A 14,397-nucleotide genomic window follows, 5' to 3' on the forward strand; every position below is an offset into this window, starting at 1 on the left:
GGCGGGCCTGCAGCAGGGCGGCGCGGACTCGGGGCTGGACCTGATCTCGGCCAAGGGCAACGTCGACGTGCAGGCCCAGCACGACATCCTGCGGGTGCAGGCGCAGAAAGACATCACCATCGGCAGCGCGCAGACCGCGGTGGAATACGCCGCGCCCAAGCGCATCCGCATCGCGACGGCGGCGGGCGCCAGCATCGTGCTCGAAGGCGGCAACATCACCGTCACCGCGCCAGGGCGCATCGACGTCAAGACCGGCAACAAGCAATTCGCCGGACCGGACCGGCTGCCCTACGCCTTCCCGCAGTTCACCGTGTGCAAGCAATGCGTGCTGGACGCGCACGATGGCGTGCAGTCCATCACCGACAAGGTATGACCCGCATGATCGATTGGGAAACGCGGCTGAACGACACCCTGGCCGCTGCCGCCGAACTGGCTGCCGCCACTGGCGCCACGTTGAACACCTACCTGCTGGTGGATTTTCGGGGCCGCGCCGAACTGGCCGAGCCGGTGCGCGCCAGTGCTGATCTCAGCCATGGTTCGGTCTGGGTCGGCACCGACCTGGCCATCTATCAGGACATCGCCCCGCTGCTGATCGAGGTCGACGACCTGACCCGTTTCGAACTCTGGCGCGGCCAGGACGAGCCGCGCGCCTCGCAGGTGCTGCGCCTGCTCGACCGGCTGCATCAGGCAGAAGGCGGCGAATACGCGCTGACGCACATCGTGTCGCCGTTGCCGCTGGCCGAACTGATGGCGCACTACGCCTATTACACCGACTACGGCCTGCCGGACGGCCGCGAGTATTACCTGCATTTCTACGACGGCCGCATCCTGGACCGCGCCATGCAGGTGTGGACGGATCGTGAGCGCGAGCGTTTCCTGGCGCCGGTGAACCTGCTGCGCTACGCCCGCCGCGACGGCTCGGTGGCGCAATGGACCGGCCTGGGCGATCAACTGGAAACCGGGCTGGACGCACCCAGGCAGCAGCCTTTTTCGCTGGCGCAGCACCAGGCCCTGCTGGACCTGGACTACCCCGACAAGCTGGCGGTGCAGATCCGTCGCATCTACCTGGGCGTGCTGGGCAGCGACTTGCGGCAAGACGAGCTGTACACGCGGGTTCTGGCGCAAATGGCGCGCGCCCGCGCCTACGGCATTCAGACCGAACGCGACATGCTGGACTACGTGGCGTGGGGCATCACCATTTCCCCGCGCTTTGATGAACACGAGGCGATTGCGCCGGCCTTGCAGGCCTTCAAGGCACGCGGTGAAGGGCTGTCGCAGGCGCTGGCGCACGTGCCGGACGCAGTGTGGGATGGGTTGCTGCGGGCCGAGCAGGAACAGGACGAGGGGAGTGCGGTATGAAGCGGAAGGGATGTGCGGTGAGCGGAGCGTCTGATGCGTAAGGGCCTGATCGTCTTGTTCATGTGGCTGGGGTTGCTGGCGGGATGCAACAGCGAGCCAAGCTATCAAGGCCTGTCTTTCGTGACCTACAACTACACGCCCTGGGATCTGGATCGGGTGGAAGTGACCGACGCGCAAGGCCGTTCGGCCGTCACCGGATCGATTGGCGCGGGGGGCGGTGAAGGGTCGGCGACGTGCTGCTACAGCCTGAAGGGCACGGACTTCAAGGTCCTGTGGCGCGGTGCAGACGGGGAAAAGGCCAAACAGCACATGTTCGACGGCAAGCTCGACGAGGTGATCTTCAACAAAGAGACCCCCGTGCATTTTCCTGCGACACAGGTGCCACCGGGTGATGGGCCGCTATACCTGGAACTGCATATCTATCCGGACGAACACATGGAACTGGCGCTGAGCCGCAAGCTGCTTGGCCAGGTGCGCATTCCGATCGTCGATGCCACACGGTGGCTGTATGCACAGCACCGCGATGCATTGGGAGATTTCGGCAGCAGCGCCGAGGTCAGGCGCGTGGTGGCGAAGGTCGCCAAGCGCGCGTGGGTGAAGTATCGAATCGAGAGTCTCGAGGACATGAAGCAGTACATGTTTCTGTATTTCACGGTGGCGTCGAATTTCGATGCCGATCCGGAAATGGCGGCGATCCTTGCCGCGCCCGGCCGCAAACCGGGTGATTTCGCGCAAGCGGTCCAAGGCCTGTCGAAGGAAAAGATCGCGCATCTGAAAGCCACGGGCACGGCGCCGGGAGACAAGAATGGCTAATCCGCTGCCGCCGGTGGATCGTACCCCGGCCTCGGTTCTCAAGAAAATGGCGGACAGCGAGGCCGCCTATCCGAAGCAGGACTGCAACGAATGCGGCGCTGTCATCCGGATCGGCTTCTTCTTCGACGGCTTCGGGCGCAGCCGCGACGTGGACAGTAAGCATCCCACCTTCTATTCCAATGTCAGCCGCCTCTGGGAGGCCCATTACTCCCACGATGACGAGGATCGGCCCGTCAATCAGTATTGGTTCCGCTTCTACTATTCGGGGCTGGGCACAGAGCTGAACGAGGATGCCAAGAACGACGATCTGATCTACGGTGCAACGTTGGCCGGCAAGAAGATTCTCAGCGAAGCCGCCAAGAATGCCAAGAATGCCGCCAAGAACATCACCCGCGTCGACGAGATTCCCGAGCAAGACGTCTTGAAGCGTCTGCGCAGCGCGACGCAGAAGATGATCAAGGAAGGCTCGTACCAGCCGATGGTCAAGGCCTATAAAGACGTCGTGAAAGACGTGAAGACCTTGCCGGACAAAGTCGTCCGGATCTGGAATGCCTGGGACCCCGAGCGGCTGGTGAATCGCGCCAAAGGGACCCTTCGCGGCTTCTGGTCGGGCTTCAAGAAGAATCCCCTGAAGGTCGCCTGGACGGCCGGCAAAGAAGTCGTCAAGTCCACGGTCATGGAGGGTGTGCCCATCATCCGGGATAACGAAACCGTGGCCTATCTCATGGGCACGGGGGTGGACGTGCGTGTGGATGCGGCGTTGCGCCAGTTCAAGGCCGCCCACGAAGCCGTCAGTGCCGAGATGAACAATGTCCGGCGGATCGAGATTTCCGTATTCGGCGGCGACCGCGGTGGCGTCATGGCCCGCCAATTCATCAATGACGTGGTCAAGAAATATCGCCGTCGCCACGACAAAGACCTGGTGTTTCCCGGAGAAAAGGGCGCCCGCGAAGCCGAGATCCGCATCCGGTTCGTCGGGCTGCTGGATTCCGTGTCCTCGATCATGGATGAGAACACGTTCCTGGGCTTTCTTCCCTTCACGGACCTGCTCAAGCAGACCCACAAGGACCGCACGCTGACCATACCGGGCGCCGTTGAAAAATGTGTCCATTTCGCTGCCGCGCACGAACTACGCGCCAATCAGCGACTGGACAGCCTGGAAAAGACCCGCGGCGAGCAATATCTTTATCCGGGGTCCAGCGGGGACGTGACCGGCGTCAGTCCCGAGGGGTCATTGGGCGCGCGGGGCGAGCTGTCACGCGTGTCGTTGCGAGACATGCTGAACCTGGCTCTGTGCAACGGCGCGGCTTTCTACAGCATGGAGCAATTGTTCGACAAGCGACCGCTGGCCTTCGCCAAGTACACCATGGCAACGCCGATCAAAGATGGCGGCCAGAGCTATCCCATCACCGATCTGGTCGACGCCTATCGCGGCGTCGTGAAGTACGAGCCAGGTATCGATTTCATGCCTCACATGGAAGTCTTCCTGCGCTGGTTGGCCGTCCGCTATCAAGACCCGGTCTTCAAGAGCGACCTGGCCGACCCCGCTGAAAAGTGGATCAAGGACCGTGATTTCTTCACCCCCGAGCAGGAATACAACGAAGAATTCCGGCGCGTGTCGGCGTTGCCGGCGGACCAGCGCAACAAACCCGAAAACACGGCCCGCCTGAAAGAGCTGGAGGCGCTGAAGAACGAACGCTGGGACCGTGCGGTCGAGAGCCGCGGTGAATTGCCGCCCAAGCGGTTCAAGCCGCTATGGCAAAGGCTGGAAGAGGAATACCGCGAGCTTGAAGATGCCGAGCGCAGGGATGCCGCGAACGAGCAGCACAAGGAAGATGTCCGCCACAACAATCCGGAATTGGCCCGTCGGATCGAGCAGGTCAACCAGGTGCCCCTGGATATGCAAAAAATGCGTAATGACATCATTACGCGCCAGGGCGGCACGTTGACCGAGGCCGACCAGCCCAAGGACCCCCTGGCCGACATGAAGGCCAAGCGCGCCATCCAGCAGCGCCTGCTGAATGTCTGGCGGGAGGCCAGCGCGGGCACCAATCCGCTGCCCCCGAAGGTCATGGCCTTGTTCGATTTCCTGGTGCACGATGCCATGCTGAGCAGTTGGCCGGATCACCTGCTGGCCAGCACGTCGCTGTACTTCCGGGTGCGCGACAAGGACATCTTCGGCAAGACGGACTACAAGGCCGAAGAGGCCAAGCTGAAGTCCGACACTGAATCGGCCGCGCGGGTGGACCAGATGCAGTCCCGGATGCAGGCCAACATGAATGGCATGACGCCGGCTCGGCCGTAGGCGGCTTCGTCTATCGGGTCATGGCGAAGGCTCTGCCTTGGCGCAGCGCTTGCGCCAGAGATGACGCTTGATCCTGCTGCCATAGATCCAGGACAGGATCGTCAGCGCGGCCAATGTCAGTGCGTACGGGGTCTCTCTATTGCAGCAGCTTGATCACCAGCACGATCAGGGCGATCAACGCGAGCAGTGGCAGGGCGATCAGCAGCGCGAGTATTTCGGGCGGGAACATGCGGATGTGCTCGCTGGCTCAGTGGGGCGGCCGGTTTATTTCGCCGCCTGCACCTCGATCGTCACCGTGTTGGACCGGACGCCGTTGGACTCGATATATACCTCGTAGGTGGCCGGGGTTGTCGGCAGCTTGGCCTGGGCGGCCAGGTCGGTGCTGAACTGCGTGCCCACGCTGATGCCCGGGCTGATCGGAATGCCCTTGGGCGGACGCGAGCCGGGAAGGGTGTCGACCTCGACGCCGGGCGGGGGCGAAGGGCGCTTGTATTCATAGGCCACGCCTTCGTACACCGCCTTGGTCTGCGTATCGACGGCCACGAAACGCGGCAGCTTCTGGTTCTGCGAGACGGGAATGATGCCCTGGGCGCAGACGGGAATCACCAGCGCGCCGGACGCCTGCGGCCGCACGCGGGCAGGGGCCGCGATGTTCAATTGATCGTCGCTGCCGCGGTTGGGCGGAATGCAGGCGTGGTCGCGCACGGTGCCGATGGGGGCGGTGGCGAAGGCGGGCGGGTCGGTCCAGTCGGTGTTCATGGAAGCGGTCGAAGGTGCGGATGAGGAAGAAGGGGGGCCACCCACGGTGCGCGCCGCCGCGGGGGTGGCGGCCGCCAGGGTCGCGGCCAGGGTTGCTGCCAGCGTGGCGGCACACAGCCGGGCCAGGGCCGGCGCCGTGCGGCGCCCGCGGTCAGAACGAGGGCCAGCCACGGGACATGTCCACTTTGCGCACGGCCTTGGCGCAGTTCACGCAATAGCGGATGCTCAGGCAGTCGCCGCCGAACATCACGCACGAGCCGGTGTAGGCCGGGGTGGCCTGGCTGGCCGGCAAACCGAAATGGCAATGGTTGCCGAACTGCGAATAGAAGTACGGCCCCTTGTCCAGTTTCGAGGCGTCCATGTCGGCTTCGTCGGGATGCGCCTGCACCCATTCCGGGCCGCTGGGCACCATGCCGATCAGGTGGCCGATTTCATGGACCAGCGTCTGCTGCTGATAGTCCATCGTGACCGGCTCCCACGGCGACATGGCGGCCACGCACAGCAGGTTGCTGTCGTAGAAGGCCACGCCGGCCGCCGCACTTTCCATCAGCCGCACGCGCAGGATGATCTTGCCGTTGGTCGGCGTCGGCAGCAGGCCGGCCATGCGGATATTGACGGCGCTGCACTCTTTCGGCGCCGCGGCGTCGTAGGGCACCGGCGTCAGGCGGTCACGCGGAATCGGGATCTGCCTGACCCCGGCCGCGGGGTCGGTGTATTCGAACAGGGCTTCGACCAACCAGTCGGTGTTCGGCTCGATGTGATGCCAGAGGAAGCTGACGTTGCCGTCGGCGCCGACGAACTGGATCAGTTTGTCGGCGGCGCTTGGACCGGTCACGGCCTGGACGTAGATGGGCTGCACCGGCAGCATGGACGCCAGCCGGTCGACGTGGCAGACCACGATGGTGTAGGGCTCGTGGGACGGGCCTTGCGAGCGCGGATAGACTGCGCGCGCCAGCTGGCGCAGCCGTGGGTCGCCGTCGTCGGTGAAGACATCGGAATTGGCGTCGCCGCGCCCGCTCACGGGCGGCAGTTGCACCACGTCCACGCCGTGGCGCGCGTATTCGGTGGCGGTGGGCTGGAAGCCATGCGGACGGGCCAGCGATTCCGGGCCAGGCAGCATGAGTTCCTGGATGTAGATGCGGCGCGCCGTCTCGACCAATTCCGTCGAGATGATCTGGTTCTTGTCGTTGACGACCTCGAACAGATAGGTGTTCAGGCCCGCCGCGGGCAGGGTGATGTCGTCGACCACCTTGGTGCCGTCCGGGTCGGTCACGTAGCTGTACGAGCGCTGATTGGGTTCGCGGTAGAGCGGCTGGCGGCTCAGTTCCCGCGCCGAATACACGGCGTTGCCGGGGCGCGGGCTGACCTTGACGGTAAAGCGGTGCTGCCCGGCCTTGTCGAAGCGCACGCGGATCTTGGGCTTGTTGGTCTGGCGGTCCAGGCTGTTGAGCGCCTGGCCGTCGTTCCAGCGTTCGGCCGGCTCGGTCAGGTTGACGTACTGCAGCTTGGCGCCGCTGCGGGCCTGGTAGGGCGACGGCGTGGACGCAGGGCTGGGCGAGCCTTCCGCGTTCTGGCCGGCGTCCTGGCCGGCGGGGCGGGCCGCGCCGCCAGGCAGCGTGATGCCCGCGGCATCCATGACGCGCTTGGCCAGCCCGGGATACGGCGAATTGGCCACCGCCGGGATGTTCATGATCGTCTCGGCCACCTTGGGCAGCGTGACGCTGGAAATGTTGGGCGATTGCAGGATGGCGCCCACCACTGATGGCACGGCCGAATCGGTCAGGCCGGGCGTGCTGAGGATGGCGCCGGCCACCGCGGGCAGGTTGCTTTGGTTGACGTCGGGCATGGACAGCAGCGAGTTCACCGCCGACCCCAGCGCGGCGCCGCGGTCGCCCATGGCGCCCATCGCCTGGGTCATCACGGGGCCGATGGCCGAGCCGACACCGCCGCTACCCGAGGCCGTCAGGGTCGACGCCGCCGACAGGGCCGAAGCTGCCGATGCGTTGCCCGCGGCGCCTGCGGCCTGCGCGGCCATGCCGGTGGCGGAAGACGCGATGCCGCCCGCCCCACCCGATGCCGCACCGCCCGCGCCGCCCGATGCACCGCCGGACAGCAACGAGGCCTTGGCGCTGATGTCGGCTGCCTGCGAGGCCATCTGCGTGGCTTGCGTGGCCGCGCCGGCCGCATTGGCGACGCCGGCCGGCATCGCGCTGGCCAGGGCCCCCGTGGCGCCCTGCGTCAGGCTGGCCGTGCCGCTACCCATCAGGGATTGCGCCGCGTCGCCGGCCATCGATGGTGCGCCGCTCATGAGCGACGGCGTGGCGCCGCCCATCAGCGAGGGCGTGGACCCCATGGCCGATTGCGCCAGGCCGCCGACCTTGGCCGCGGCGCCCGATGCCAGGCTGGTGCCGGCCTCGGTCACCGACCCCATGGCCTTGCTGGCCATGGCGCCCAGGTCCTGCACCGGCTTGAGCGCGGCGTTGGCCATGGACTTGGCCTTGTCCATCATGTTTGACGCGGTATCGCTGGCGGCCGATAGGCCGCTGGACAGGCTGGCGGCGCCGCCGGCCAGGGCCGAGCCGATACCGCCCAGGCTGGAGCCGCCGCCGCTGGCGGCGACGGCGTCGGACGCACCTGCCGCATTCAGGGCCTGCCCGGCCCCGGTGGCCACCGCCTTCATGGCCGCGGGCCGGTGCACCAGTTCGGCCGTCACCAGCATCGGGTCGCCGACCTGGCTGGACGGCAGTGCGGGCAGGGCGGCGGCATCGCTGGCCGGCCCGATCAGGTTGTGCGAGGCGCCCTTGACGGAAAACATGCCCGGGCCCTTGAAGAGAATGTCGCCACCGTCCATGACGATGCTGCCGCCCGCCGCCTGCAGGGTGATGCGCGTGTTCGCCAGGATCTCGATGCTGTCGGTGGTGGACGTGATGGTGATGTCCTGGCCCGCCAGCATTTCCAGCATGTCGGTATGCGCATGGATCGACACCGGCGCGTTGGCGGCGATGGCGCGCAGCCCGCCGTCCTGCACGAACAGGCTGGTCGAACGGCCCGACGCGCTGGCAAAGGTCTGGCGCGCCGCGACATGGCCGTCGGCCTGGGTCGTGGCGTGCAGGTTTTCGCTGGCATGCAGGATGGCGCTGGCCGGGGTGGACAGGTTCAGCGAGTTCGGCGCGTCGATCAGCAGGCGGGCGCCGTCGATGCGTTCGACGGGGTCGCTGCCGCTGCGTTCATTGGCGCTGGCCTTCACCGCCTGCTGGCCGCCGACGCTGCCGGCGTACCGGCCGTCGGCCTTGGGGTCCACCGCCTGGATCAGCGGATTGAATTGTTCGTTGGCCGCCAAGGGCCGCGCCTGGCTCTGGGTGGCCAGGTTGTCGATGCGCTGCGCGGAATGCTGCGCGCCGCGCAGCAGCAGCAATGCCTCTTGCGTATCGGCCTGGGTCGAGCGGGCGCTTTCGCGGGCGTTGGCCGACAGCAGCATGCCCTGGCCCGAGCGCACCACGGTCCAGGCGTCGGACCGCAACTCGAAGCCGGTGCCGCGCCACTGCCCGCGCGACGCGTCGTCGGCGCCTTGCTGCACCAGGTAGCCCAGGCCCAATTGCGATGCGGCAATGGAGCTGGACAGCCGCGTGCGGACCTGGCCGGCGGTGTCATCGAACAGCCACTGGCTGTAGCCGCTGCCATCCAGGCCCTGGCTGTGCCAGCCGCTGAGCGTGCCGGGATGGTTGGCGTCGGCATCCACGCCTGCCGTCCAGGGCGGCAGGTCGGCATCGTTGTACAGCTGCGCCACGACGACCGGCTGGTCGATGTCGCCATCCAGGAATTCCACGACCACTTCCGTGCCCTGGCGCGGCAGGTGGTGCGCGCCCCAGTTGGGGCCGGCCTGCGCGCCGGTCACGCGCAACCAGGTGCCGGACTTGTCATCGCCCGGCGCGTTGCCGGCGTCGTCGCCATGGCTGCGATGGCGCAGGCCGCCGGCCAGCGGGCGTTCGCCGCGCTGCCACGGAAACTGCACTTTCACGCGCAGGTCGCGGCCGGTGGTGATGGCCGCGTCTTCGGCCGTCACGACGACGGCGGTGGCGCCTTCGGGGGCGGTGGGCTTGGCGCGCCAGGCGGGCAGCAGCGGGGCGGCCGCCGGCTGGGCGCTGAAGGTGTTGCGATAGGCGCCGCGCTCAAGATCGGCCACGCCCAGCACCTGGGCGGCCTGGCTGCCCAGGTTGTTGGCGGCTTCGTGTTCGACGTGCAGCAGGGTGTAGCGGTTGCCGCCCAGTTCGTCCATGGCGCTGCCCGAACCCTGGGCATAGCGGTCGTGCTGGGTCAGCGTGAAGGTATGGCCCGGCATCATCTGGCGCGCCGTGCCGCCGCCGTCAAAGCGCAGCATGCGCGCTTCGAATGCCTGCAGGCTGCGGGCGGCCTGTTGTTCGGCCGAGTCGTCGCCCGTGTGGCGGCCATGGCCGTCGTAGTCGTAGTCTTCCAGCGCGGGCACGGCGCCGGCATCCAGGTCGGAGGCCGCGTGGGCGCCATGGGCCAGCAGCGTGCGGTCGTTCCAGGCCAGGCGCGTCACCGCGTTCGGGCGCACCTGGCGGGCCGCGCCGAAGCGTGTGACGCTGTCTTCGGATTCGGTGGCGTCGCTGCGGTGAAAGCGCAGGGTCGCGGCGGGGTTGTCGGGGCGCGCGGCGCGGGTGTCGAACACCACCAGCCGATGCTGCGCGCCGCCGCTGCCGGCTTGTGGGTCGCCTTGCTGGTGGTCGAAGCGGAAGCTCAGGCCGGCCTCGGCCATCAGCCGCAGCACGAAATCCAGGTCGGTCTCGCGGTACTGCGTGCGCACGGGGCGCGGCGCGGGCGGCTCGGTGATCTCGAAGGCGAACGACGCCAGCGGGTAGTCGGCAAAGACTTCGGTCAGGATGTCGGTGACCGACTTGTCCTGGAACACGAAGCTGTCGCGCCGCAGCCGCAGCGTGGCCAGCCAGGGCGCGGCATGCAGGCGGTAGCGCGCCAGGCCGCCATCGGCGCCCAGCGCGTCCACGCCTTCCACCACGGCGTGCCAGCGGCGCCAGGCGCCGTCGGCCAGCAACAGGCTGACGCTGATTTCCTTGCCCAGGAGGGGTTCCACATCCAGCTCGGCGGACGAGGCCAGGCAATCGAGGGTCAGGGCGAACAGTTCCGAGACGCCTTCGCGCAGGTGCAGGCGTTCGACGGTGAGCGCGTCGCCGAGCGGCGTCTGCGCCTGCAGCAGGCGCGCGTTCTGGGACAGGGCGGCGACGCCCAGGCTGCTGTAGCCCGAAGGCGTGGAAGAACGGTCGGTCATGGCGTGTGGCGGAACGTGAACCTTCAGGGCAGCGAGATGGTCAGGTGCGCGGCGCGCGGCCCCAGCTTGACGATGTCGTGGTACGGGGCCATGGCGGTCTGCATGTCGCCATTCAGGAAGTGGCCCATGCCCAGGAAGGCCAGCAGGCCCAGCAGGGCGAACAGGGCGCCGATGCTCCAGAGCGGCACGTCGCGCTTGAGCGTGTGGGCGATCTTGTCCGGCAGCGGCCAGTGCGGCGCAAAGCCGGCCCGCTTGCCGCGCAGCAGCGCGATTTCATCGCCCAGGCGCGCGGTCAGGTAGCCGAGCTTTTCCTGGCCTTCGATCATGTACTTGCCCTGGAAACCCAGCAGCAGGCACATGTAGAACACTTCCAGCGATTGCAGGCGCGGCGCGCCCTGGGCGCGCAGGTCTTCCAGGCGGGAAAAGAAGTTCTCGCCGGCCAGCTGCTCGCCGAACAGGGTCAGTTGCAGCGGCTGCAGCATCCAGGCGTCGCGGATGGAAAAGCCCGAATTGAGCACCGTTTCATCCACGGCCGCGCAGAACGCGTACTTGGTGGCGTAGACGTCTTCGGCGGGGATATCCAGCTTCTTGGCGCTGCGTTCGAAGTCCGCCAGGAACTGCTGCACCCGCGCCGAGAACGACGCGGCGCTGGCGGGCTCCTGCCCGCTCTTGAGCAGGAACAGCATCAGGAAGCCGTCGTACAGCAGGTCCAGCAGCGATTTGGCGGGACGCGTGCCGTAGAAATCGGCGGCGCGGGGAGGGAGCGTGGCTCCGGGCATCAACGAGGGCGCGTCGGCAGTCATGGCGGGCTCTTTCGGTTGGCGTCGGGTTGGCGTCGGTCAGCGAGTGACGGCGATCAGGTCCAGTTTCAGTTCGGGAATGCCGGACGGCGCGTAGATGGCAATGCTGCGGGCCTGCAGCATGCGGTCGTAGAGCGAGCCGCGCGTCTGCAACGTGAAATAGCAGGCGCCCGGCTTGACCGGCACCGCCGGCGGCACCTGCGGCGTGTAGGCCAGCTGCACGCCCGGCATGGCCGACAGCACCAGCTTTTCGACGTCGTCGGGCGCACCGACCTTGAAGCGCAGCGGCACGGTTTCGGCCAGTTCGCTGGCGGGCGTGGCAGCCGACACCGACAGGTACAGCGCGGTGGTCTCGTCCAGCTTGTCGGAATCCAGTCGCCCCACGTGGAACGACGGCCGCACTTCGTCCAGCACGATCGAGAAGTAGCGGGTCGAGATGACGGTGTCCAGCAGGTCGCGCAGGATGGCGTCCAGCTGCGCGAAGGCCGCGCCCGGCTGGTCGTGGCGGTAGGCGGGCAGGTCGGCCAGCGTGTGCACCTTGGAAAACGTCATCAGCGCGCCGGCCAGGCGCAGCATTTCCTGGAACAGGCGTTCGGGGTGCAGCTGCGGGTTGTGGAACAGGTGCGACAGCGCCGAATAGGCTTCGTTGGCGGTGTGCAGCAGCCAGAACGAGGCCACGTCGCCCGAGCGGAACTCGATGATGTTCTTGTTGGGTTCGCGGTGAAAGCCGTACAGCGCGTTGACCTTGGCCTGCAGCGCATCGAGCAGGCGCCGCAGTTGCTCGAACAGCGCGCCGCAGGCCTGCACCGTCAGGCTGGGAGCGATGAAGCTGGTGTCCAGCTCGTAGCCCGCGCTGGCGTTGCGGCGCACGCGCGCCACGGGGATGGTCAAGAGTGCGTCGCGCGGCTCGTGTTCGGACAGCAGCCGCACGTTCTTGCGCAGGAACGCCAGTTCGGCGGTGCTGGCGTTGGTGTACAGGTCGGGGGCAGGGCTGTCGTGGTGTGCGTAGCGGGCGTCAAAGCCCTGCGCCTGCTGCGCATCGCGGTAGTTGCCGCCGATGTCCTTCATGGGGTGCAGCGCCAGGTAGAACACCGCTTCGCTGGCGCCATCCAGGCCGTCCAGCGCCACGGCGGGCGGCAGGTCGTCGTTGTGGGGCGCGTTGTAGATTTCGCCGTCGGGAAAGATGGCCGACAGCTCGGTGGCGCGCAGCATGCCGTTGGCCAATGCCGCGGCATCGAAGCGCACCGTGCGCAGCCCCCACGAATACGGGTGCAGGGCCCGGCTCATTTCCGCCAGGCGGGCCTCATGGTAGGCGTCCTGGCGCTGAAAATGCTGGGGCCGCAGGAACAGCCCTTCACCCCACAGTACTTTTGCTGAATAACTCACGTTGGCTGGCTCTTGTCTATGTTCTATATACAGAGGGCGTCTGTTAACGACGTGGGTTGCGGCCGGATTCAGTCAGGGCAGCGCACCGATCCGAGCCTTGATGGATCGAATGGCGCCATGCCCGGTGGCTGCACGATCTTGCCCGTGGCCACCGTCAGGGCGCACGCATGCGCGCCCAGGACAATGCCGCTGTCCGCGGCCGCTTTGACTTCAAATACGTATTTCCAGCGTTGCGGCGCTGGCGCGTAAAACAAGGCGGCGACGGCGATATAACTGGCGCCCTTGGGCACTTTTTCGACGTTTTCGAAGCGCTGGCCGGGCGTCAAGGTAATCTCGCGCGACGCAATGAGACTGTCACCCAACGCCGCCTTTTCCTGCTCAGTATCAACCAATTGCGTGAGCGGTGCGCGCTGAAATGCCTCGGCATTCTTCAAATAGTATGCTTTCGTAACGACAGCCGTAGGTTGACCACTACTGGCATTCAAATTTTCTCCGGCGTGTATCGCCAATTTCACATCCGTCGGCGCATTCGGGTCCTTTTTCAGGCCTGCCGCATCCATGGCCGTGCCGGTTATTCCGGCCACGGCGCCAAGCGCCGAAACCGCTGCGCAACCAGTAATGACGGGGACTGCCGCGATGGCGATCGTGGCCGCCAAGCATCGCGATAAATTGAGATGTTTTGACATGGCTCTTTATACCGGATCATGGAGACAAACTACAGATGACTGCACGTTGAACTACATTTCGTGGCAAGTTACATGACGTAATGCCCTGTAGTGGTGTACTAACAAAAAGTTGTTGAAATACGCGGCCCTTGGTTACATCAGACACGTGCCCAAAAAATGCAACTTTCCCGGTATTTCCTCATTGGCGGTATGGCGGCATTGATGGCGGGTTGTGCGGCTACCAACAAGCCCCAGACGGACGCCGAATATAAGCAGTCGATTACCCAGGCCACCGAAACGCTCGCCTCGAAAGGCAGCGACCAGGCGGTCGTCCAATTCCAGGAAATCGCACAGCGCAATCCGTCGCGCGGCGAGCCCTGGTCGTATATCGCCAAGATCCGCTTTGATGAACAGAAGTACGGGGAAGCGATCGTCGCCGCCGACGAGGCCCTGAACCGGGATTCGGATGACTTCACCGCCAAGACGGTGCGCGCCGTCGGTGGCCTGCGCGTGGCCATGCAGTCGCTGGCCGACTTGCGCGCCGATGCGCTCCTGGCCGGCAACGCCCGCACCGATGCGGTGGCCCTGGCCGCCGCCATGCGCGAAACGCTGGGGCAGGACGTGTTGTTCCCCGAAGGCCGCAAGCCGCCGCGCACCGGCACGCGGCCGCCGCCCAAGCGTACGGATGGCGCCCCGGCTGCCGGCGCGTCCGCCACGACCCCGACCGCAAACTCGGCGACTGCGCCGGCTAACACCACCCCTGCCACCCAGCCGGGCCAGGCCGCAACGCCGGCCCAACCCGCGGGCGCCAGCCGGCCGGCCGCGCAATCCGGCAGTCAACCCGGCGGTCAACCCGCCGCCCAACCCGCCGGTTCGTCCGGCGCCCCGGCCCAACCCGCCGGGGGACGTGCACCCGACCCGTTCGGCAATCTTCTCAAACCCTGATCGGCCCGCCGGCCCCGGCAGGCCGGGTCCGCTCGCCTTCGTCACTTCGCATCCCGCTTG

10 protein-coding genes are annotated in these 14,397 nt (G+C 66.6%); 5 read left to right on the forward strand and 5 right to left on the reverse strand.

From position 1 onward, the window contains the following. The 4 genes from U858_RS34055 to U858_RS0132000 all read left to right on the forward strand — a co-directional run. On the forward strand, positions 1-373 hold a 373-nt coding region (locus tag U858_RS34055), incomplete at its 5' end, for a DUF2345 domain-containing protein (RefSeq protein WP_042885946.1). Beyond that, complete coding sequence (locus U858_RS0131990; RefSeq protein WP_232786648.1) at positions 370-1,359, forward strand: DUF4123 domain-containing protein; 990 nt, start codon at positions 370-372, stop codon at positions 1,357-1,359. The genes U858_RS34055 and U858_RS0131990, both read left to right, overlap by 4 nt. A gap of 33 nt (positions 1,360-1,392) precedes the next feature. Next, entirely contained in the window at positions 1,393-2,172 is a 780-nt protein-coding gene (locus U858_RS0131995; RefSeq protein ID WP_025141183.1) for a DUF3304 domain-containing protein, read from the forward strand. Continuing rightward, the gene (locus U858_RS0132000) at positions 2,165-4,477 is read left to right on the forward strand and encodes a DUF2235 domain-containing protein (RefSeq protein WP_025141184.1); all 2,313 of its coding nucleotides are present in this window, start codon (positions 2,165-2,167) and stop codon (positions 4,475-4,477) included. The genes U858_RS0131995 and U858_RS0132000 overlap by 8 nt, the downstream gene beginning before the upstream one ends. 264 nt (positions 4,478-4,741) lie before the next feature. Here U858_RS0132000 and U858_RS0132010 read toward each other — a convergent pair whose 3' ends face one another. From U858_RS0132010 to tssJ, 5 genes are all read right to left on the reverse strand, one after another. Further along, complete coding sequence (locus tag U858_RS0132010) at positions 4,742-5,407, reverse strand: hypothetical protein (protein WP_025141185.1); 666 nt, start codon at positions 5,405-5,407, stop codon at positions 4,742-4,744. Beyond that, complete coding sequence (locus U858_RS35255) at positions 5,388-10,541, reverse strand: type VI secretion system Vgr family protein (protein WP_081821792.1); 5,154 nt, start codon at positions 10,539-10,541, stop codon at positions 5,388-5,390. The genes U858_RS0132010 and U858_RS35255 overlap by 20 nt, the downstream gene beginning before the upstream one ends. A 23-nt stretch (positions 10,542-10,564) precedes the next feature. Then, positions 10,565-11,344 (reverse strand): DotU family type IV/VI secretion system protein, encoded by a 780-nt coding sequence (locus U858_RS0132025; RefSeq protein ID WP_025141186.1) that lies wholly within the window; start codon positions 11,342-11,344, stop codon positions 10,565-10,567. A 36-nt stretch (positions 11,345-11,380) separates the two neighbouring features. Then, on the reverse strand, positions 11,381-12,727 hold the full coding sequence (tssK, locus tag U858_RS0132030; RefSeq protein ID WP_025141187.1) for a type VI secretion system baseplate subunit TssK: 1,347 nt from the start codon (positions 12,725-12,727) through the stop codon (positions 11,381-11,383). Positions 12,728-12,795: 68 nt separating this feature from the next. After that, positions 12,796-13,413 (reverse strand): type VI secretion system lipoprotein TssJ, encoded by a 618-nt coding sequence (gene tssJ / locus U858_RS0132035; RefSeq protein ID WP_081821793.1) that lies wholly within the window; start codon positions 13,411-13,413, stop codon positions 12,796-12,798. 156 nt (positions 13,414-13,569) lie between these two features. Between tssJ and U858_RS34060 the strand changes: the two genes are divergently transcribed. Beyond that, positions 13,570-14,337, forward strand: a complete 768-nt coding sequence (locus tag U858_RS34060) for a hypothetical protein (RefSeq protein ID WP_232786649.1) — start codon at positions 13,570-13,572, stop codon at positions 14,335-14,337. Positions 14,338-14,397 lie beyond the last annotated feature (60 nt).

The organism is Achromobacter sp. DH1f (genome assembly GCF_000633435.1).
GTDB lineage: Bacteria > Pseudomonadota > Gammaproteobacteria > Burkholderiales > Burkholderiaceae_B > Achromobacter > Achromobacter deleyi.

What these genes read in the sequence shown, in the direction of transcription:
- U858_RS34060 (WP_232786649.1), top strand. Translation starts at nt 13,570, where the DNA reads ATGCAACTTTCCCGGTATTTCCTCATTGGCGGTATGGCGGCATTGATG.
- U858_RS0132025 (WP_025141186.1), bottom strand. Translation starts at nt 11,344, where the DNA reads ATGACTGCCGACGCGCCCTCGTTGATGCCCGGAGCCACGCTCCCTCCC.
- U858_RS0132000 (WP_025141184.1), top strand. Translation starts at nt 2,165, where the DNA reads ATGGCTAATCCGCTGCCGCCGGTGGATCGTACCCCGGCCTCGGTTCTC.
- U858_RS0131990 (WP_232786648.1), top strand. Translation starts at nt 370, where the DNA reads ATGACCCGCATGATCGATTGGGAAACGCGGCTGAACGACACCCTGGCC.
- U858_RS35255 (WP_081821792.1), bottom strand. Translation starts at nt 10,541, where the DNA reads ATGACCGACCGTTCTTCCACGCCTTCGGGCTACAGCAGCCTGGGCGTC.
- U858_RS0131995 (WP_025141183.1), top strand. Translation starts at nt 1,393, where the DNA reads ATGCGTAAGGGCCTGATCGTCTTGTTCATGTGGCTGGGGTTGCTGGCG.
- tssJ (WP_081821793.1), bottom strand. Translation starts at nt 13,413, where the DNA reads ATGTCAAAACATCTCAATTTATCGCGATGCTTGGCGGCCACGATCGCC.